14 protein-coding genes are annotated in these 19,363 nt (G+C 71.7%); 2 read left to right on the top strand and 12 right to left on the bottom strand.

What is annotated here, in order from left to right; genetic code table 11:
- From E1286_RS36000 to E1286_RS35990, 3 genes are all read right to left on the bottom strand, one after another.
- Positions 1-2,134: xanthine dehydrogenase family protein molybdopterin-binding subunit (locus tag E1286_RS36000; protein ID WP_132619849.1), on the bottom strand; the 2,134-nt coding region annotated here is incomplete at its 3' end.
- Positions 2,131-3,126, bottom strand: coding sequence for an FAD binding domain-containing protein (locus E1286_RS35995; protein ID WP_132619847.1), 996 nt, complete (start codon positions 3,124-3,126; stop codon positions 2,131-2,133). The genes E1286_RS35995 and E1286_RS36000, both read right to left, overlap by 4 nt.
- Positions 3,123-3,575 (bottom strand): (2Fe-2S)-binding protein, encoded by a 453-nt coding sequence (locus E1286_RS35990; protein ID WP_187368267.1) that lies wholly within the window; start codon positions 3,573-3,575, stop codon positions 3,123-3,125. The genes E1286_RS35995 and E1286_RS35990 overlap by 4 nt, the downstream gene beginning before the upstream one ends.
- 123 nt (positions 3,576-3,698) lie before the next feature.
- On the opposite strand from E1286_RS35990, the gene E1286_RS35985 reads away from it, so the two are divergent.
- Positions 3,699-4,352 carry a TetR/AcrR family transcriptional regulator gene (locus E1286_RS35985; protein ID WP_132619843.1) on the top strand — a complete coding sequence of 218 codons (654 nt, stop codon included), beginning with the start codon at positions 3,699-3,701 and terminating at the stop codon, positions 4,350-4,352.
- Here E1286_RS35985 and E1286_RS35980 read toward each other — a convergent pair whose 3' ends face one another.
- The 9 genes from E1286_RS35980 to E1286_RS35940 form a co-directional block, all read right to left on the bottom strand.
- Positions 4,353-5,207 (bottom strand): LysR family transcriptional regulator, encoded by an 855-nt coding sequence (locus E1286_RS35980; protein WP_132619841.1) that lies wholly within the window; start codon positions 5,205-5,207, stop codon positions 4,353-4,355.
- The gene (locus E1286_RS35975; protein WP_132619839.1) at positions 5,204-5,899 is read right to left on the bottom strand and encodes a CTP synthase C-terminal region-related (seleno)protein; all 696 of its coding nucleotides are present in this window, start codon (positions 5,897-5,899) and stop codon (positions 5,204-5,206) included. The genes E1286_RS35980 and E1286_RS35975 overlap by 4 nt, the downstream gene beginning before the upstream one ends.
- Positions 5,900-5,968: 69 nt before the next feature.
- The gene (locus E1286_RS35970; protein WP_246075473.1) at positions 5,969-7,951 is read right to left on the bottom strand and encodes a sensor histidine kinase; all 1,983 of its coding nucleotides are present in this window, start codon (positions 7,949-7,951) and stop codon (positions 5,969-5,971) included.
- Positions 7,952-8,204: 253 nt separating this feature from the next.
- Positions 8,205-9,431, bottom strand: a complete 1,227-nt coding sequence (locus tag E1286_RS35965; protein WP_132619837.1) for an MFS transporter — start codon at positions 9,429-9,431, stop codon at positions 8,205-8,207.
- A gap of 134 nt (positions 9,432-9,565) precedes the next feature.
- Positions 9,566-13,564 carry a discoidin domain-containing protein gene (locus E1286_RS35960; RefSeq protein WP_132619835.1) on the bottom strand — a complete coding sequence of 1,333 codons (3,999 nt, stop codon included), beginning with the start codon at positions 13,562-13,564 and terminating at the stop codon, positions 9,566-9,568.
- A 43-nt stretch (positions 13,565-13,607) separates the two neighbouring features.
- Positions 13,608-15,401: a glycoside hydrolase family 127 protein gene (locus E1286_RS35955; protein WP_132619833.1), complete on the bottom strand. Its 1,794-nt coding sequence runs from the start codon at positions 15,399-15,401 to the stop codon at positions 13,608-13,610.
- Positions 15,394-16,158 (bottom strand): carbohydrate ABC transporter permease, encoded by a 765-nt coding sequence (locus E1286_RS35950; protein ID WP_132619831.1) that lies wholly within the window; start codon positions 16,156-16,158, stop codon positions 15,394-15,396. Before E1286_RS35950 ends, E1286_RS35955 begins: the two co-directional genes overlap by 8 nt.
- A complete protein-coding gene (locus E1286_RS35945) occupies positions 16,155-17,024 on the bottom strand; it encodes a carbohydrate ABC transporter permease (protein WP_246075472.1) in 870 nt (289 codons plus the stop codon). The genes E1286_RS35950 and E1286_RS35945 overlap by 4 nt, the downstream gene beginning before the upstream one ends.
- A gap of 2 nt (positions 17,025-17,026) precedes the next feature.
- Complete coding sequence (locus tag E1286_RS35940; RefSeq protein ID WP_132619827.1) at positions 17,027-18,286, bottom strand: ABC transporter substrate-binding protein; 1,260 nt, start codon at positions 18,284-18,286, stop codon at positions 17,027-17,029.
- Positions 18,287-18,395: 109 nt separating this feature from the next.
- Here E1286_RS35940 and E1286_RS35935 point away from each other — a divergent pair.
- Positions 18,396-19,363, top strand: a 968-nt coding sequence (locus tag E1286_RS35935; protein ID WP_132619825.1) for a LacI family DNA-binding transcriptional regulator, incomplete at its 3' end; no start/stop codon positions are given.

Below are 19,363 nucleotides of genomic sequence, written 5' to 3'. Positions count from 1 at the left end.
CGCCCACCCCGAGCAGCCCGAGCGGCATGGTCGGGTCGGGGTCGTCGAGATAGTGCACGTCGATGCGGGGGATGTCGGCGTGCACGGGCACGTGGTACTCGGCCAGGCTCGGGTTCACCACCCGGCCCGTACGGGGGTCGACCAGCGCCTGCTCCGACAGCGCCATGCCGATGCCCATGACGATGCCCCCGCGCAGCTGACCGGCCGCCGTCTTGGCGTTGACCACCCGTCCCACGTCGAAGACGCCGAGCCAGCGCGACACGCGTACCTCGCCGGTGTCGGGATCGACGCGCACCTCGCAGAACTGCGCCCCTGACGCCGCCCGCACCCACCGCCTGCCATCGCGGGCGGTCCTGGCGAGGAACCCCGTCCAGCCGCCCTTGACCGCCGCCTCCACATGGTCGCGCCCGGCGGCTGCCAGGATCTCCGCGTACGTCCGCCCGCTCCCGCCATGGAACAGGCCGCCGTCGCGGGCCTCCACCTCCTCCGGCCGCCGGCCCCGCAGCGCAGGCCCGGCCAGCGCCAGCATCTGCCGCTTCAGCTTGTCGCAGGCGGCCAGCACGCTCCCGGCCGCGCTCACGGTCTGCCCCGACCCTGCCGCCATGGGGCCGTTCGGCAGATCGGAGTCGCCGAGCTCGACGCGTACGGACTCCAGCGGCACGCCCAGCTCGTCGGCGGCGATCTGGGCCTGTACGGTCGCCGCGCCCACCCCGATCTCGTGCAGGCCGCAGCGGACCACGACCGTGCCGTCGGCGCCCAGCCGCACGGTCACGCTCGCCGGCATGCGCAGCGTCGGATGGTAGGCCGTGGCCACCCCCATGCCGACCAGCCACCGGCCGTCCCGCATCCTGCCGGGCCGCGGGTCGCGCTCGCGCCAGCCGAACCGCTCGGCTCCCAGCGCGTACGCCTCCCGCAACATCCGGTGGGAGAACGCCTTGCCGGTGAGCGGGTCGCGATCGGGTTCGTTGCGCATGCGCAGCTCGATCGGGTCCATGCCGAGCTCCCAGGCCAGCTCGTCCACGGCCGACTCCAGGGCGAAGGTGCCGATCGACTCGCCCGGGGCGCGCATCGCGGTGGGGGGCAGCAGGTCGAGGCGGACGAGGCTCTGGCGCAGGTGGATGTTCTGGGCCGCGTACAGATGGTGGGAGGCGGAGGTGATCTGCTCGGGCATGCCGCCCGAGCGCGCCACGCTGGTGTGGATCAGCGCCGTGAGCCGTCCGTCGCGGCCGGCGCCGAGCGCCACCCGCTGCGTGCTCGGCGTGCGCCCGCCGACCGTGTGGTAGACGGCCTCGCGGGTGAGCGCCAGCCGCACCGGGCGGCCGGTCGCCCTGGCGGCCAGCACCGCCAGCAGCGTGCCCGCCCAGACCATGCCCTTGCCGCCGAACCCGCCGCCGATGTACGGCGCGATCACCCGGACGTTGCGCTCCGGCACGCCGAACCGCATGGCCAGGTGTTTGCGCAGGAACGCGATGGACTGCGTGGCGTCGTGCACGGTGAGCCGGTCGCCCTGCCAGACGGCGGTGGTGGCGTGCGGCTCGATCGCGTTGTGGTTGTGCGGCGGCGTGGTGAAGCGCAGGTCGACCTTGACGGGCGCGTCGGCCAGCGCGGCGTGGGCGTCGCCCTTGTCCGCCGCGCTCCGCATGATCGCGTTGCCCTTCTGCGGGACGGCGTCCGGCTCCGCGGCGGCGAAGTCGCACGCCGCGGGCGACTCCTCGTACGTCACCCGCACCAGCGAGGCCGCGTGCCGCGCGGCCTCCGGCGTCTCGGCCACCACCACGGCGATCGGCTGACCGTTCCAGTGGACCTCGTCGGTGGCCAGGTAGTTCACCGTCGTGCCCTTGATGAACGAGCCCAGGTTGAGTCTCGACAGAGGGCGCATCGCGGGCGCGTTCTCGTGGGTGAGCACGTCGATCAGGCCTCGCACGGCACGGGCCGCCTCGGTGTCGACGGCGGTGACGCGGCCCCGCGCGATCGTGGCGTGCACGAGGGCCGCGTGCGCCAGGTCCGGGTACGGGAACTCGGCCGCGAACTTGGCCTCGCCGGTGGTCTTGGCGGGGCCGTCGGAGCGGTCGACCGGGCGCCCGACGTGCCGGACGGCCTCCGCCTGCCCGGCCTCGGCGAGTTTCGTGCTCATCCCGCGTCCCCTTCCGTGCTCAGCTCTCTCAGCGTGGCGACGATCGTGGCCTCGGCGAGCCGGCTCTTGAACGCGTTGCCCGGCCGGACGTTCGCCGACGCCAGCTCGGCCTCGGCCGCCCGGCGGAACGCCTCTTCGCCGGCCGGGCCACCGAGCAGCGCCTCCTCGGCCGCGCGGGCCCGCCACGGCTTGGCCGCGACCCCGCCGAGCGCCAGCCGAACGCCCGTCACCGCGCCGTCGCGCACCTCCAGCGCCGCCGCCACGGAGACCAGCGCGAACGCGTACGACGCCCGGTCGCGGACCTTGCGGTAGCGGGAGCGGGCGGCGACCGGGACGGCGGGCAGCTCCACCGCCGTGACCAGCTCGTCGGAGGCGAGGGCGGTCTCGACCTGCGGGGTGTCGCCGGGCAGCCGGTGGAACTCCTCGATCGGGATCCGCCGTGTGCCGCGCACGCTGCGTGCCTCGACGACGGCGTCGAGCGCGGCCAGCGCCACGCACATGTCGGACGGATGCGCGGCGATGCAGCTCTCGCTCACGCCCAGGATCGCGTGCCCCCGGTTGAACCCGCCGAGTGCGTCGCACCCGGCGCCCGGCTCACGCTTGTTGCAGGCCGAGGCGGTGTCGTAGAAGTACGGGCAGCGGGTGCGCTGCAGCAGGTTGCCGCCCACGGTCGCCATGTTGCGCAGCTGGGGCGAGGCTCCGGCGAGCAGCGCCTGCGGCACCATCGGGTAGTGGGCGCGGACGCGCGGATCGGCGGCCAGGGCGCTGTTGCGGACGAGCGCGCCGATCCGCAACCCGCCGTCCGGCAGGTCGTCCACCGTGTCGAGGGGCAGTCCGGTGACGTCGACCACGGTGTCGGGCCGCTCGATGCCCTCGCGCATCAGGTCGACCAGGTTGGTGCCGCCGCCGAGGAACTTCGCGCCCGGCTCGGTGGCGACAGCGTGCACGGCCGCCTCGACGTCGGCGGGCCTGACGTACGCGAAGGGTCTCATCTCAGTTCCATGATCGCGTCCAGGATGCCGTTGTAGGCGCCGCAGCGGCACAGGTTGCCACTCATCCGCTCCCTGATCTCGTCCTCGGTGAGCCCGGTCGCGCCGACCGCGGACGGCATTCCGGCGGCGTGCTCGGCCAGCATGCCGATCGCCGAGCAGATCTGGCCGGGGGTGCAGTAGCCGCACTGGAAGCCGTCGTGGCGGATGAACGCCTCCTGCAGCGGGTGGTCCACGCCCTCGATGGTGGTGATCTCGCTGCCGTCGTACTGGACGGCCAGGGCCAGGCAGGCGTTGATCCGCACGCCGTCCGCGAGGACCGTGCACGCGCCGCAGGCGCCCTGGTCGCAGCCCTTCTTGGTGCCGGTCAGCCCGAGGCGCTCGCGCAACGTGTCGAGCAGGCTGGCCCACGGCTCCACGTCGAGCGACTCGTCGGCGCCGTTCACCTTCATCCGTATCTCGGTCACTCGCCGTCCTCCCAGAAGCCGATGTCATGCCGGACGCTAACAGAACGCTGTTTCCTTAACAAGGCAACGGTGTTCTCTTAAATGGGCCCACGTATGCTGTGGAGCGTTATGACCAGGTCGGACTTTCTCCGAGCCCGGCGGCCCGAGCACAAGCAGCAGCGGCGCGAGGCGATCCTCGCCGCCGCGCGCGAGCTCGCCCGCGGCTCTGGCGTACGCAACGTCAGCCTGGGGGCGGTCGCCTCGGCCGTCGGCCTGGCGAAGTCCAACGTCGTCCGCTACTTCGGCACCCGCGAGGAGATCTACCTGGAGCTGGCCGCCGATGAGTGGCGCGAGTGGGCCGCCGAGGCCGGCGCACGGGTGGCCGCGGCGGGCGGCACGGCGGAGGCGATGTCCGCGCTCGCCGAGACGCTGGTGGAGCGGCCGCTCTTCTGCGACCTGCTCTCCCACACCGCGACGACCCTGGAACACAACGTGTCCGTCCCGGCCGCCCGCGCCTTCAAGCACACGGTGCTGAGCACCGTCGCCGAGCTGGGCGCGCGGATCGCCCGGGGGACCGGCCTGACCGAACGCGAGGGTCAGGAGCTGGCGGCCGTGGCCACCGGGATGGCCGGCATGCTCTACCCGGCCGCCAACCCCTCCCCCGCCCTCGCCCAGGTCTACGCCGAGGACCCAGAGCTGGCCGCCAACTGCCCCGATCTGATGCCCACGCTCGTCCGCGCCCTGTCGGCCTTCGCCGCCGGCCTGCCCGCCCTGCGCGACTGATCACGCGAAGGAACGTGCCAGCTCCGCGAAGGCGGCGGCGACCGGCAGCGGGTCGGCGGGAAGGGCGAGCAGCACCGTACGGACGGCCTGCGGCACGACCGGCAGCACGGCCACGCCGGGGAACCGGGCCGGCAGCGACAGCTCCGGCATGATGCTCACCCCGAGGCCTTCGGCCACCATCGCGAGGATGCTGCCCGTGTCACGTACCCGGTAATGGCAGCGCAGGCTCGCGCCCGCCTGCCGGGCCAGCTCTGCGATGAACGGCTCGCACCCGCCCGTCGACATGATGAACGGCTGCCGCGCCAGATCCGTCACCGCCACCTCAGGCCCCGCGCCGAGCCCGTGACCGCTGGGCAGCACGGCCAGCAGCCGGTCCCTGGCCAGCGGGAACGTGGTCAGCCCCGGCCCAGTGGCGGTCACGGTGGCGACGTCGACGGCGCCGGTCACCAGCCATTCCAGCACCTCGTCGTCCGAGCCCTCGATCACCGTGAGCCGCACGCGCGGATGCGCCTGCCCGTACGCCCGCAGGATGGGCGGCAGCAGGCGGGCGTTGGCGCTCGGGATGACGCCGACGCGCAGACTGCCGGCGTCGTCCCCGCGAGCGGCGGCGGCCTCCTGCTCCAGAGCCTCCAGCTGGGTGAGGATGAGCGACGCCCGGTGGCACACGGCACGCCCGGCCGCCGTCAGGCTCACCCCGGTGCCGCCCCTGGCGAGCAGGGTGACGCCCAGCTCGCGTTCCAGGGCGCGCAGCGCGTGGCTGACCGCCGACTGCGTGGTGTCCAGCTCCTCGGCGGCCCGCGTCATGTTCCCCGTACGCGCGACCGCCCGCAGGATCCTGAGCTGGGTGAACGTCACAGCGCCGCTCGCAGCAGGCCGACCACCAGCGGGTGCGGGGCGTCCGGAGTCGAGCGGGTCTGCGGGACGTACAGCGTGGCCAGGTAGAACGGGTGGTCGGGCAGCTCCAGGACGCGGGCCTCGCGGTCGTCGTCCTCGCCGGTGACGGGGAAGCCGCCGTCGTGGAGTGTGCGCTGGTGGGCCGGGTCGATGCCGAAATCGCAGTAGTACCGCTCCTCGGTGCGCGTGCCGCCGTAGAGGGTGGCCGCCCGGGAGCCGGGGGCGAGGGTGACGGGCATCGTCTTGCCGGCGGGCGAGCAGGTCAGCTCGGAGACGAACAGGCGGGAGGCGTACGGGTCGTACTCCGCGTGCTGGGCGTCCTGGAAACCGAGGACGTTGCGGGCATACTCGATCACCATGTGCTGGCAGCCGCCGCACGTGCCGAGCGTCGGGACGCCGTGCTCGCGGCCGTGCCGCAGCGCCGCCAGCGCGCCGGTCAGGCTCGTGTACGGGCTCCCCGGCGCGCACCACAGCACGTCGGCGGCCCGCACGCCGGACAGGTCGGTCTCGAGCGGCGCGGTCGGGAGCCAGCGGATCTCCACCTCGACGCCGAGCGCGGCCGCGGCGTGGCGCAGCGCCTCGTCGGTGGCCACGTGCGGGCGGAACGTCTCGTCGCGGTCACCGACGACCGCGACCTTCAGCGAACGGTGCATGCGGTCCACTATGGGAGCGGCACCCTCATGACACCAATACATGATCGCGCGCCTGGCATGAGCGAATGCTCATGGCCCGACGGAGACGGGCAGGGGCAGCATGACCTCGACACGGGTGCCCGCGCCCGGCTCCCCCGTCACCACGCAGATGCCGCCCAGCTCGGCCGCCCGTTCGCGCATCGAGCCCAGACCGACGCCGGCGTGGGGCGCGGCGGGCAGGCCCCGGCCGTCGTCCTCGACCAGCACGCGCAGCACCTCCGGCTCCCGCTGCAGCATGATCCGGGCGTGCGTGGCGTGAGCGTGCCTGCGGACGTTCGTCAGCGCCTCCTGAACGATCCGGTAGACCGCCACCTCGACGGCCGCGGGCAGGTCCGACAGGTCGCCCTCGGCGTCCACGACGTCGGCGGGGCCGGCCAGGTCGCGGATCGCGCGGGCCAGGCCGAGGTCGTCGAGGGCGGGCGGGCGCAGGCCGTGGACCAGCTCGCGGATGTCCTGGGTGACCGCGCTCATGCCGGCGTGCAGGTCGCCGAGCAGCTCGTCGGCGGCCTCCGGCGACTTCTTGAGCGTCATGCGGGCCATGGTGATGGTCATCGCCAGGGACGACAGCGTCTGGCCGAGGCCGTCGTGCAGGTCCCGGCGCAGCCGGCGGCGCTCCTCCTCGCGGGCCGTGAGGATGCGCTCCCGCGAACGTTGCAGGTCGGCGGCCATCCGCACGGCGTGGGCCACGTCCGCCGCGTACGGCGTGAGCGTGGCCAGCACACGCTCGTTGTGCGCGGCCGGGAAGCGGCGCGGGCCGGGCGGGCCGACGAGCAGGCGGCCGACGCGTGTGCCGTGCCACACCAGCGGCACCTCGCGGGGACGGCCGCCGGCCCGGCCGCTCTCGACGTAGCGCGGCTCGCCGTCGGCCACCTCGACGGCCACGCCCTCGACCGCGAGACCGTCGCGCAGCACGCTCACCACCGAGGTCAGCGCCCTGGCCGGGTCGCCGCGGCGGACGGCCTGGGTCAGGCGCTCGGCGAGCACGCCGGGGTCGCCGACGGGGCCGTACAGCAGCCGGTCCACGGCCCGCTGCAGCGCCCGGCGCAGCGGCTGGAAGAACGCGCCCGCGAACAACGCCGCGGCGACCCCCGCCACCTGGTCGTAGCCGGAGACCAGCAGGCTCGACAGCGTGCCGGCGCCGAAGTAGACGGCGCTGACCACGACCACCACGCCGGTCGCCACGAAGGCGCGGCTGACCACCGTGTCGATCCCGTACAGGCGGTACCGCATCACCGCGAACGCCACCGCGAACGGGATCACGGCCGCCCACGCGACGGCCGGCCACCGGAAGTCCTCCGAGACCGCGCTCGCGACCAGGAAGACGATGTAGCCCGAGAACGCGAACAGCGGCCAGCCGATCTGCCGCCGCACCACCGGGTCCGCCCGCCGCATCCGCACCGCCATCGACAGCGCGGCCAGCGCCATCGCGGTGTAGATGCCGGCCCACCCCACGGTCGCGATCACGTCGGAGTACGGGTCGAGCGCCGGGACACTCAGCGGGTTGGGAATGACCTGCGGGTAGGGGTAGCCCTCGGCGGGCGGGGGCGAGCGGAAGACGTTCCTGACCGTCGCCGCGGTGATCGCGACGCAGCCCAGCAGCAGCGCCGGCCGCCAGCGCGGCGACGGCAGACGGCCGTCCGGGGAGTACAGCGGCAGCAGCATCGTGAGGGTCAGGCCGCACACCGCCCATCCGACGTGGGTCGGCAGCCGCAACCAGCCCGCGACGGCGAACTCGCCGTCGGCGGCGGCGCGGAACATCAGCGCGTTGGACAGGTCGCTGACGGCGGCGCCGAAGCCGCCCGCGCACATCAGCCAGGCCATGTTGAGCCGGGGCCGGTGGTAGAGAAGGAACGCGCCGACTGCGGGGAAGGTCACGGTGACGGCCGACTGCGGGGAGACGGTCCTGGCGGGCGTCCACTCCGGCGGCAGGCCGGCCCAGAGGAGGATCGCGGCGACCCCGAGCACCGGCGAGGCCACCGCCATGGCGGTGGCGACGACGAGCGCCGCCGTCACCCAGGGACGCCTCCGCTCGGCCGAGACCGCCAAGCCGTCCCCACCAGCCCTCCCGTCGGAGGTCGCTGAGTCAGGCAGCGCGGCAGGGCGCGCTGAGCCGGGTTCCCCGCTCGTGGTGTCGCGTTCCACCGGGGTCTCGGCCATGTGCGCTTGCCCGCCTCTCCGGTCCCGGCTCCCGCCTCCCACCGGACAGGATTATGACGCCTTGTCGGCATCGATCCCCTCGGCGTTTCCACCCCGTTACCGCGGATTCTCAGTCGTCGTGGGCGATGAGCATGAGGGGTCGCCAGAGCAGCACCACGAACACCGCGGAGCCGGCGAAGGCGAACCAGAAGGGGGCTGCGACACCGAAGTGGGTGGCCAGGACGCCGCCGATCAACGAGCCGGCCACCAGACCGGCGTAGCTGCAGACGCTGTTGACGCTGCCCACCCGGCCCTGCAGTTCGCTCGGGACCGCGCGCTGGCGGACGGTGACCGAGGTCGTGCCCCAGATGAACGCGTGCGCGCCGAAGACCAGGAAGATGCCCCCGGCGACCCACGGCGAATGGGTCAGGGCCAGGCCCAGATGAGTGAACGTCTCTACGATGAGTCCGATCCGCATCAGCGCGCCGAGGCTCACCCTGCGGGTGATGGCCCCGTACAGGCCGGTGCCGATCAGGCCGCCGATCCCGCCGATGGTGGTCATCAGACCGAAGCCCAGGGCGCCGAGGCCGAGCTGCTCCTGGGTGTAGAGGACGAGAACCGACCAGGCCGCGCCGAACGTGAAGTTGAAGATCAGGATGGTGAGCGCCAGCGTGCGGACCGCCGCGTGCCGGATGGTCCAGCGCAACCCGGCGATCAGTTCCCGCCCGGCGTTGGGCCTGAGATCGTCGGCGGGCCGGCCGTGCGGCGGCAACGTGATCCGGGCGACCAGGACGATCCCCGCCACCACCAGGAGCAGCTGGCCCGCGAACGGCCAGGCCAGGCCCAGGCCGAACAGTGCCGCGCCGATGGGCGGCCCGGCGAGCTGGTTGAGCGTGATGAACCCCGTGCCCAGGCGGGCGTTGGCGACGACGAGATCGTCCTTGCTGACCATCATGGGGGTCAGCGTGGCCGTCGCGTTGTCGGCGAACACCTCGGCGATGGACCGGAGCGTGAGCGCCACCAGCGCCGTCGCCACGGTCACGGTGCCGGTCACCATGAGCGCGACGAGCGCCGCCAGCACCACGGCCCGCACGGCGTTGGCGACGAGCACGATACTGCGCCGGTTGTACCGATCCGACAGCACGCCCGCGTACAGGCTGAACAGCAGCGGCGGAGCCCAGCTCACCAGGGCCGACAGCGCGATCATCAGCGGGTCGCGAGTCAACGTCGCGATCAGCAGCGGACCCGCCGCGGCCGCGACCCCGTCACCGAGATTCGTCAGCCAGCTCGACGCCAGCAACCACCGGAATCCTGCCCCCAGCCGGACAGGCAGGACCCGCTCCACCACTGCGATCACAAGCGCACAACCATACGTTCTGAGAACAAGTGCGGCAATGCGTTTTCGCGTTTGCCGAGAAAGGTCACGGCGACAGGATGGAAAGAGCTCCCTGTCCTGGCGCCCGCGCATGGGGGCCAGGACAGGGAGAGGAGTCAGCGGACGGTCACCGTCGCCTTGCCGGGGACGGTCGTCCCCGGCACCTGGCCGGTCACGGTGAAGAGGCCCGGCTGCGCGTACCGCTCAGGGGCCACGGGCTTCCAGGTGACGGCGACCGAGCTGTCCTTGGAACCGTCGTTGTACGTCGCGACCACCGTCGCCGGCAGCGCCGGTGCGACCCCGGTCCGGGTCGTGACGGCCTCCTCCGCGATCGAGGTGATCGTCACCGCCGACGTGGCGCGGACGTACACCGTGGCCTGGGCGGGCCCGCGCACGCCCTCGGCCAGGCCGGTGACGGTGAAGCTGGTGCCCGCCGTGTCGACCTGGCCGGGCGTCACCTGCTGCCAGGTGACGGCGGCCCGGCCGCGGGCGCCGTCGGCGTACTGCGTCTCGACGGTGTCCGGGAGCTCGGGCAGCGTGTCCACGAGCGTGGGCACGTGCACCGGACGCACGGAGTCGGGCGGGACCGCGTACGCCTTGACCTCCAGCAGCCCGACCGACGCCCCGCCGGACTCCAGCTGGACCCGCAGCCGCGACGTGGTCACCGTGTCGAACGAGACCGCGTTGTACGCGTCCACCGCCCTCGGGTAGGACTCGACGCCGGTGACGTCTTCGAAGGAGTCGCCGTCCCAGTGCTGGATCTTCCACGAGGCGGGCACGCGCACCCCGCCGCCGTCGTCGAAGAAGTACACCTCGGCCTTGTCCACGCGGACGGGCTCGTCCCAGGCGAGCTGCACCCACTGCGTGCCCTGCTGCGGCCAGGTGCCCCAGCGCGGGTTGGCGCCGTCGTTGGAGCGCGGCGGGTCGATGCCGTCGTTGACCGCGGTGACCTGCTCCCACGGCGAGGTGTAGGAGGCGGTGGGCGTGGCATACGGGGCCACGTTCGCCTGATCGCCCTGCGCTCCGGCGGTGACGGTCACCCTGGCGCTCGTCCGCTTCGCGCCGTCGCTCGCGGTCAGCTCCAGCTCGTACGTCCCCGGCTCGGAGAAAGCGGCCACCGTGGTCGTGCCGGCCGGCTCGGTGAAGAACACCTCGCCGGGCCCCTCGGCCTTCGACCACTGCGTGGTGAGCGTGCCCTCCGGCAGGCCGTCGTCCTTGACCACGGCCTCGATCCTGGCCTGCCCCGGCCGGTTGAAGGCCGGGTCCGGCACGGCCAGCACGTACGGCGCCCGGTTGGCCGCCGAACCCGGCTTGCCGCCGGCCTCGTACGCCTGGACCTCCTTCAGCCCGGTCGCGTGGCCGGGCCGGTGGGTGACGAGCACCCGGAGCCTGTCCGCGGTGACGGCGGGGAAGCGAACCTCGTTGAGGTTCGCCCTCGGGTAGGCCGGGCTCCTGACCTGGCCGGGGACGTCCTTCCAGGTGTCGCCGTCGCGGTACCGCACCGAGTAGAACGCCGGCTCGCTGTAGCCGCCGGGCCGGCGGTCGTTGGCGAAGTACAGGTTGACCTGGTCCACCTTCTTCGCCGTGCCGAGGTCCACCTCCAGCCAGTCCCGCGACTCGCCGGAGCCCTGGCTCCCCCAGTACGGCTCGTTGATCGTGAACCCGTCGACCGCGCCGGCCGGGTCGCCGTGGGAGGCGGTGGCCGACTCGACCAGATTCGGGCGGGTGGAGGTGAGGTCCACGCCGGCCTTCTGGAACAGGTCCTCGACGCGCTCGCCGCGCAGCTTCACCTCGGCGGGCGTCTTGAGCGAGGGCGCCTTCTCGGCGTGCACGACCTGGCCGCCCTCGACGCGGCCGGTGGCCGGGTCCCAGACGGCGTGCGCCAGGCCCGACAGCGTGACCTTGCGCTTGCCGTCGACCAGGATCGAGTAGCCCTCGGGCACGCCCTTGTAGTGGACGGTCCCGTCGCCGGGCTTGTCCCAGACGATGGTCAGGTCGGCGCCCCGGTAGTTGACGCCGTTGACGGTGAAGTGGTCCCAGCCGATGTCGACCGGCCACAGCTCGACCTTGCCGTCCGAGCGCGGGCGCAGGCCCATGACGTCCTCGATGACCGTCCAGTTGCTGCTGCCGAGAATCGTGTGGTGGATCCAGGAGCGGTAACCGATGGTCTTGCTCTCCTGGTCCCAGTCGGCCCAGAACTCGTTGGCGTCGGGGTAGCGGGTGTCGCCGCCGACGAACTGCGCCCAGGCGTTCCAGTACAGCAGCTGCTTGTACTGCTCAGCGGTGATGTACGGGTTGGCGTACTGCCGCATCGCCTTGGAGAACAGCGCGAAGTTCCGGGTCGAGTTGATCTGCGAGAAGTTGTTCGAGCCGGGCTGGCCGGCCTCGGCGGCTTCCGCCTTGTCGCGCTGGTTGGCGGTATAAGCCGGAAAGATCGGATATTCCGCAGGATCGGCCCACAAACGGAGCGCCTCCCGATATTTCGGGTCGTCGGTCGGCACGAGCCCCGTCGCGTACGGGATGTAGTTGTTCGACTCCTTCCACGGGATCAGGTTGCCCGTCTGCAGGTCGCGGTGCTTGAACAGCTTCGCCTCGTCGTCCCAGAGCAGGGTGAGGATGCCGTTCTTCACCTTGTCGGCCACGCCGCGCATCTCGGCCGCCTTGGCCTCGTCCCCGATCAGCTCGTACGCCTGCGCCGCCGCCGTCGCGTTGGCGTACACGTACGCGCCTTCGAGCCGCTCGTTCGCCCGGTCGTAGTAGTGGAACGACACCGCGTCGGCGTCGTTGCCGGTCATGGCCTCCCAGTCGTACTCGATCACGCCGTTGTCGTTGGAGTCGTACGCCTCCAGCTGGCCGTAGACGTCCTTCTCGGCGTAGCGGGCGAGGTTGCGCAGGATCGCCGGCTGCCCGCCGTGGATCTGGTAGCTCTCCAGCGCCGCGGCCGAGATGTACTGCGTGTAGCTGTTCGACCAGTTCTCCGGATCGCCCGGGTTATCCGTATATTTCGAGTTTCGCGAGACCTCTCCCGCCGACACCCACGGCCCGTACGAGTAGATCGGGTCCCGCAGGTACTTCAGGTCCTGCACGAACATCGGCACGGTCAGCACGATCGCGTTGTTGTAGCCGAGCGCCCCCTCCACCGACGTCGGGAACTGGAAGTCGTTGCCCGGGATGTCGGCGTCCAGGAAGTTGAAGCGCATCAGCCACCAGCGGTAGTAGACGGACTTCTTGATGTTCTCGTCGGGCACGTCGATGTACGGGACGTTCTCGGCCCACCAGGCGTTGTAGTCCTGCAGGTGCCGCCGGAGCGCCTGCTCGGGCGAACGCCCCTTGTAGCCGTCGTACTCCGCGCGCGAGCGCGCCAGCTCCTCGGTGACGAAGCCCATCTGCACCTTCGTCCGCACGGTCTCACCCGGATCGACGCTCACCTCGCCCTTCAGCGTGCCGTCGGCGGCCTTGAGCCCGTCGCCGCTCAGCCGGGGGAAGATCGTGGTCAGCCGGTTGCGCGCCGTCACGACGCCGGTCAGCTCGCGGTCGCCGCCGGCCGTCTTCGCGTACGGGGAGGTCACCGTGACGGGCACCGGGCGCGGCTCCGTGCCGGTGTTGGTGATCTCCAGGGTGGTCACGGCGACGTTCTCGTGGGTGATGAACTTCTTCACCCCGACCTCCAGACCGCCGCCGGTGTACCGGCCCGTCCAGTGGCTGGGCATCTGCAGGCGTTCGGAGACGTCCTCCCGCAGCGCCGTCCCGAGCGAGATCTCGTACGCGTCGCGGTCGTCGATGCTCTCCCAGTACGCCACGAAGCCGCCGAACCCGAGCACCGAAGGGTCGTGCTCCTTCATGAACAGCGCCCGCCCGCGCGACATCAACCACGGGCCCGCCGGGTCGTTGCCCGGCCTGGCGAGCATGCGGTCGATCCAGTACGACTCGCCGCCCTTCTCCTTGTCGTAGATCTCCTGCATCATCCGCCGCGGGTGGTAGCCCACGGGCTCGTCGGGCACCGGATCGCCGCCGGTGAACACCGGCATCCCGAGGTCGTCCACGGCGTGGGCGGGGGTCACGGCCATGGAGGCCGATAACGCCAGCACCACGAACCAGGCCAGTCGTCTCCACATGTGCATCTCCTCAGACGGCAGCCAGATCAGGCGGGCAGCCAGATCAGATGGGCAGCCAGACACGCATGGTCGCGGGGCCCCGATTGCCCCACCGGTGGTACGGCACCAGCCGCAGCGGGACGTCCGTGCCACCCCCGTGCACGGGCGCGGGAACGTACGGCCAGCCGTCGCCGTCCGCGCCGCCGATCACGGCCGGGACCTCCAGCTCGACCACGCCGTCCACGACGTGCTCGGCGGGCGGCTCGACGCGCGCGGTCAGGTCAACGAGCGGCGGCTCGTCGCCCACCGACTCGGCGCAGTAGACCAGCGGCCCCCGCTCGACGGCCGCGCTCCCCCGCAGCGCGTCGACGCGCCGGTCGGGGAACGTCCACCGGGGCCGCATCGGCAGCTCCAGCCGCAGCTCGTCGCCGGCCCGCCACGGGCCTTCGGCGTAGGCGTAGCCCGGGCGGACCGGCCGCACGTCCTCGCCGCGGGCGAGCGTCGCGTCCGAGGCCCACGCCGGGACGCGCAGGCCGATGCGCCCCGCCCCGTCCGCCAGCACCCGCACCAGCACCGACCCGTCCCACGGGTAGCCGGTCTCCACCCGGACGGCCAGGTCGCCGCCCCGGATCTCCGACGGGGTGTAGTGGTGGATCCTGATCCCGTCCCGCTCCGCCGCGGCCAGGTAGGCGGGCAGCGACGCGAGCGTGCGCGCGATGTTGTTCGGGCAGCACGACACGTCGAACCACGGCGAGCGCAGCCCGCCCTCGGCCGCGTGGTTCACCCCGTCGAGCGGCTCGGCGGGCACCCGCACCTGCAGCGGGTTGGCGTAGAAGAACGACCGCCCGTCCAGCGCCACGCCGGTGGCGAGCATGTTGTACAGGGTCCGCTCGGTCAGGTCGGCGTAGCGGACGTCGCCGGTCGCCAGCAGCAGCCGGTGCGCCAGCATGATCGAGGCGATGCTCGCGCAGGTCTCGTTGTAGGCCCGGTCCGGCGGCAGCTCGAAGTCGTCGCCGAACGACTCGTCCTGGTGGCGCGAGCCCATGCCGCCGGTCAGGTGGGTGCGCCGGGCCACCGTACGCTCCCACTGGGACTCGACGGCCTTCAGCAGCTCCTCGTCGCCGGTCTCGACCGCCACGTCCACCACGCCGCAGGCCAGGTAGAGCGCCCGTACGGCGTGCCCGCGGAACACCCGCGCCTCCCGGACGGGCACGTCGTCCTGGAAGTACGCGCGGCCGAAGCGGATCTCGCCGAGCGCGGGCAGACCTCGGCGCTCGACGAAGCGGCGGGCCATCTCCAGGTAACGCTCGGCGCCGGTGGCCCGGTAGAGCTCCACCAGGGCCATCTCGATCTCGGGGTGCCCGCACGTCTGCGTGCCCTCCATGAAGCGGCGGCAGACGTGGTCGGCCGCCCTGATGGTGACCCGGGTGAGCTCGTCCTCGCCGTACGCGCGCAGCCGGGCCACCCCGGCCTGGACGAGGTGGCCGTAGCAGTAGAGCTCGTGGCCCCACTCCAGGTCGGTGTAGCGGCTGCCGGACCAGCGGGTGTTGAGGTAGCCGTCGCCCTCCTGGGCCCGCGCCACGGTCGAGGCCAGCTCGGGCAGCCCCGGATGGCCGGCCCAGGCCATGGCCTCCAGCAGCTTGTAGATCTCGGAGTCGCTGAACTCCCGTCCGCGGCGGGGCCGTTCACCGCGGAAGTTGCCGATCCAGCCTTCGCGTTCCTCCCATTCCCGGCAGTGGGCGATCGTCACGTCGTTGTTGAGCGCCACCCGGTCGCCCCAGAAGCCGGGTGAGAGCCGTACCGCGTCGAGACCGAGAGGGGACAGGACGCCCGATGAGGGCAGGACGGGATCAACCACGCAGAGCTCCTGACATGAATCCGCGCACGTAGTGGCGCTGCAACACGATGAAGAGGATGAGACAGGGAACCGCCATGACCATGACGCCGGCCTGGAGCATGCCGTAGTCGATCGCGCCCATCGTCTGCGACGTCATGCTGAACACCGCCACCGGCAGCGTGAACGACGCCCCGTCGTTGAGCAGGATGAGCGGCGCGAAGAAGTCGTTCCACGAGGCGAGGAACGCGAACAGGCCGACGGTGATGAGCGCGGGCCGCACGGCGTGCAGCAGGATCCGGGAGAACGCCCGGAACGTGCCGCACCCGTCCACCAGCGCCGCCTCCTCCAGCTCACGCGGCAGCGCCTCGAACGCGTTGCGCATCATGAACAGCCCGAACGGCAGCTGGAACATCACGAACACCAGCGCCAGCCCGACCAGCGAGTTCTGCAGGCCGAGGTAGCCGAGCAGCACGTAGAGCGGGATGAGGATGGTCGCGTACGGCACCATGAGGATCGCCAGCGTGGCGAGGAAGAGCAGGTTCTTGCCCGGGAAGTCGAACCGGGCGAAGGCGTAGCCGCCGAGCGCCGAGACGACCAGCGTGCCCGCCACCGTCATGGCCGACACGAGCACGCTGTTGCCCGCGTACGTGCCGAGCCCCTCGCCGAAGCGGGCCATCTGCAGGTAGTTGGACGGCTCCTCCAGCGAGGCGTAGCCGCTCCACGCCAGCGGGAACAGGAAGAGCACCGCCAGGGCCGACAGGGTCAGGTAACGGCTCATCGCAGCCTCCGCAACATCAGCGCGTTGATCGCGACCAGGACCACCAGCAGCACCACCGACAGCGCCGCCGCCCCGCCGAGGTCGAACCGGAAGAACGCCTCCCGGTAGATGACCATCACCATCGACACCGTGCTGTTGTCCGGGCCGCCGTTGGTGAAGACGAAGAACTGGTCGAAGGCCAGCAGCGAGCCCGTGACGCTGAGGATGAGCATCAGCGCCAGCGTCGGGCGCAGCAGCGGCAGCGTGATCCTGGTGAGGATCTGCCAGCGGTTGGCGCCGTCGCTGCGCGCGGCCTCGTACACCTCGGTCGGGATCGCCTGCAGGCCGGTCAGCAGGATGAGCATGTTGAAGCCGGCGAAGCGCCACAACACCAGCGTGATCGTGGAGAACAGCGCCAGGTTCGGCGTGCCGATCCACCTGACCGGCTCGTCGGTGATGCCCAGCGTCTGGAGGAGGGGATCGATGGGGCCGAAGTCGTTGTTCAGCATCCCGTAGAACAGCAGCCCCGCCGCGGCGAACCCGACCGCCCCCGGCAGGAAGAACGCCGTGCGGAAGAACCCGACGCCCGGTCTGCGCTCCTGCACCAGCAGCGCGAGGCCGAGCGCCACCAGCGACAGCAGCACCGTCGTGATCGCGGTGTACTTCAGCGTGAAGAACACCGCGTCCACGAACAGCGTGTTGCCCGCGATGTCGAGATAGTTCTCCGGCGCGTTGAAGACGGCCGGGCCGAGCAGCGGCCAGCGGTTGAGCGACATCCACCCGACCAGCACCAGGGGCGCGAGGAAGAGCACGCCCACGATGACCGCCGTCGGCGCCGCGTACAGCCAGCCCTGGACCTTTCTGCTGGTCACGGTTCCGCTGGTCACGGTCACTGCTGGAGCGACTTGGTGACGTCGGCGTTGAGCTGCGGCGCCTTCGACGCGTCGCCGAACATCGCCTCACGCGCCAGGCGCAGCCACGGGCCCTGCGGGTCGTTGAAGGTCTGGCCGAAGCGCAGCGCGTACGGCGTCTGGCCCTTGCCCACCATCTGGTTCATCAGCACCACGCGCGGGTCCTCGGCCGCGTACTTGTTGCCGGCCAGGTCGGTGCGCGCCACCACGTCCTTGTTCTTGGCCATGACCTCGACCTGGGCCTCGTCGCTGACCGTCCAGGACAGGAACTCCCAGGCCGCGTCCGCGTTCCGGGTGGTGGCCGAGACGCCGATGGAGTCGCCGCCCACGAAGGTGGACTCGCCGCCGTCGGGGCCGGCGATGGGGGCGACGCCGATCTCCATCTCCTGCGGCATCAGGCCGAGCATGGTGGACGGCATCGGCATGACGCCGATCTCGCCCTTCGGGAAGAAGCCGGTCCAGGTCGGGCCCTGCTCCTCCCTGGCCGTGGGGCCGGTGACCTTCTTCTCGTACAGCTCGCGCCAGATCTTGAAGACCTCCAGCATGGCGGGCTGGTCGTTGAGCGAGGTCGTGCCCTCGGGGTTCATGACCTGCCCGCCGGCCGCCCAGACCGAGGGCCAGAACGTGAAGACGTAGCAGCCGCCGCAGTTGCCGCCGAAGAACGTGCCGTGCACCTTGCCGTCGCCGCCGAGCTTCTCCTGGATCGTGGTGGCGTGCTCGGCGAACTCCCTGAGCGTCTTCGGGCCCCGTTCCGGGTCGAGGCCGGCCTGCTCGTACAGGTCCTTGTTCCAGAACCAGAGGGACAGGTCGAGCGTGTGCGGGAGCGTGTACTGCCGGCCGTCGAGCGTGCCGAGCTTCATGTGCGAGGGGGCGAGGCCGTCCTTGAAGGGCAGGGCCGCGATCCTGTCGGTGATGTCCAGGAACAGGCCCTGGGAGGTGTAGTTCGGGACGAAGATGACGTCGGCCGCGAACACGTCGGGGAGCTGCCTGGCGCCGGCCGCGGCGGCGATGCGCGGCTGGTAGTTGTCCGTGGGGATGACGGTGAGCTTGACCTGGTTCTCGTGACTGCTGTTGTAGGCCTCGACCAGGCGCTCGCTCTGCGCCTGGGTGGCCGCGCGGGTCCACATCGTGATCGTGACGGGACCGTCCGCGGGCTGCGCGTCGCCGCCGCTGCCACACGCTGCTGCTGTGAGCGTTAACACACCGAGGAGGGAGATTCCGGCCAGCCTTCGTCTCATGATGCGCTCCTGGACTTAAAGGTTTTCGGAAACGTAAGAGAAACATGAGCGCCTGTCAATGGGTGCTAGGGTTCTCTCCAGTTCACTTCACCGAAAAGGGTTTCGACGTATGGCGGGTAAGCGGGCGACCATCAACGATGTGGCCTCGCTGGCGGGGGTGTCGATCGCCACGGCGTCCAAGGCGCTCAACGGGCGGCAGGACGTCCGCGCCGCGACGCGCGAGCGGGTGCTCGCCGCCGCCGCGCAGCTGTCCTTCCAGCCGAACGCGCTCGCGCGGGGGCTGCTGTCCGGGCAGACGCGCACGGTCGGGCTGCTGACCTCCGACAGCGTCGGCCGGTTCGGCATCCCGGTGCTGCTCGGCGCGGAGGACGCGTTCGGGGCCGGGGAGATGGCGGTGCTGCTCTGCGACGCGCGCGGCGACGCCATCAGGGAGCAGCACCACCTGCGGGCGCTGCTGTCCCGCCGGGTCGACGGGCTCATCGTGGTGGGCGAGAGCACCGACCCGCGTCCCTCGGTCAGCAAGGACCTGCCCATTCCCGTGGTGTACGCGTACGCGCCGTCGGAGGATCCGGGCGACGTGTCGTTCGTTCCCGACGACGTTGGGGCGGCGCGGATGGCCGTCGGCCACCTGCTGGCCCTCGGCCGCCGGCACATCGCCCACATCACCGGCCCGTCGCACTACAAGGCCGCCCGCGACCGTGAGGAGGGCCTGCGCTCCGCCTTGGCGGCGGCCGGCGTCGCCCAGGCCGGCCGGACGTTGTGGGGCGCGTGGTCCCAGCGGTGGGGACGGCACGCCGCCGAGATGCTGCTGATGTCGGAGCCCTCGATCGACGCCGTCTTCTGCGGCAGCGACCAGATCGCGGCCGGCTTCGTGGAGGCGGCCCGCGAGCGGGGGCGCCGCGTGCCCGACGACATCGCCGTGATCGGCTACGACAACTGGGAAGTCCTGTCCACGGAAACCCGCCCCGCCCTGACCACGGTCGACATGAACCTGGAGATCCTCGGCCGCACCGCTGCCCAGCACCTGTTCGCCGCCATAGACGGCAAGGCCACCCCGGGCATCCACAAGATGCCCTG

It is taken from the genome of Nonomuraea terrae (assembly GCF_004348995.1).
Taxonomy (GTDB): Bacteria; Actinomycetota; Actinomycetes; order Streptosporangiales; family Streptosporangiaceae; genus Nonomuraea; species Nonomuraea terrae.
Note: the sequence above shows the minus strand (reverse complement) of the source record. Positions and strands in the feature narration are given on the sequence as shown.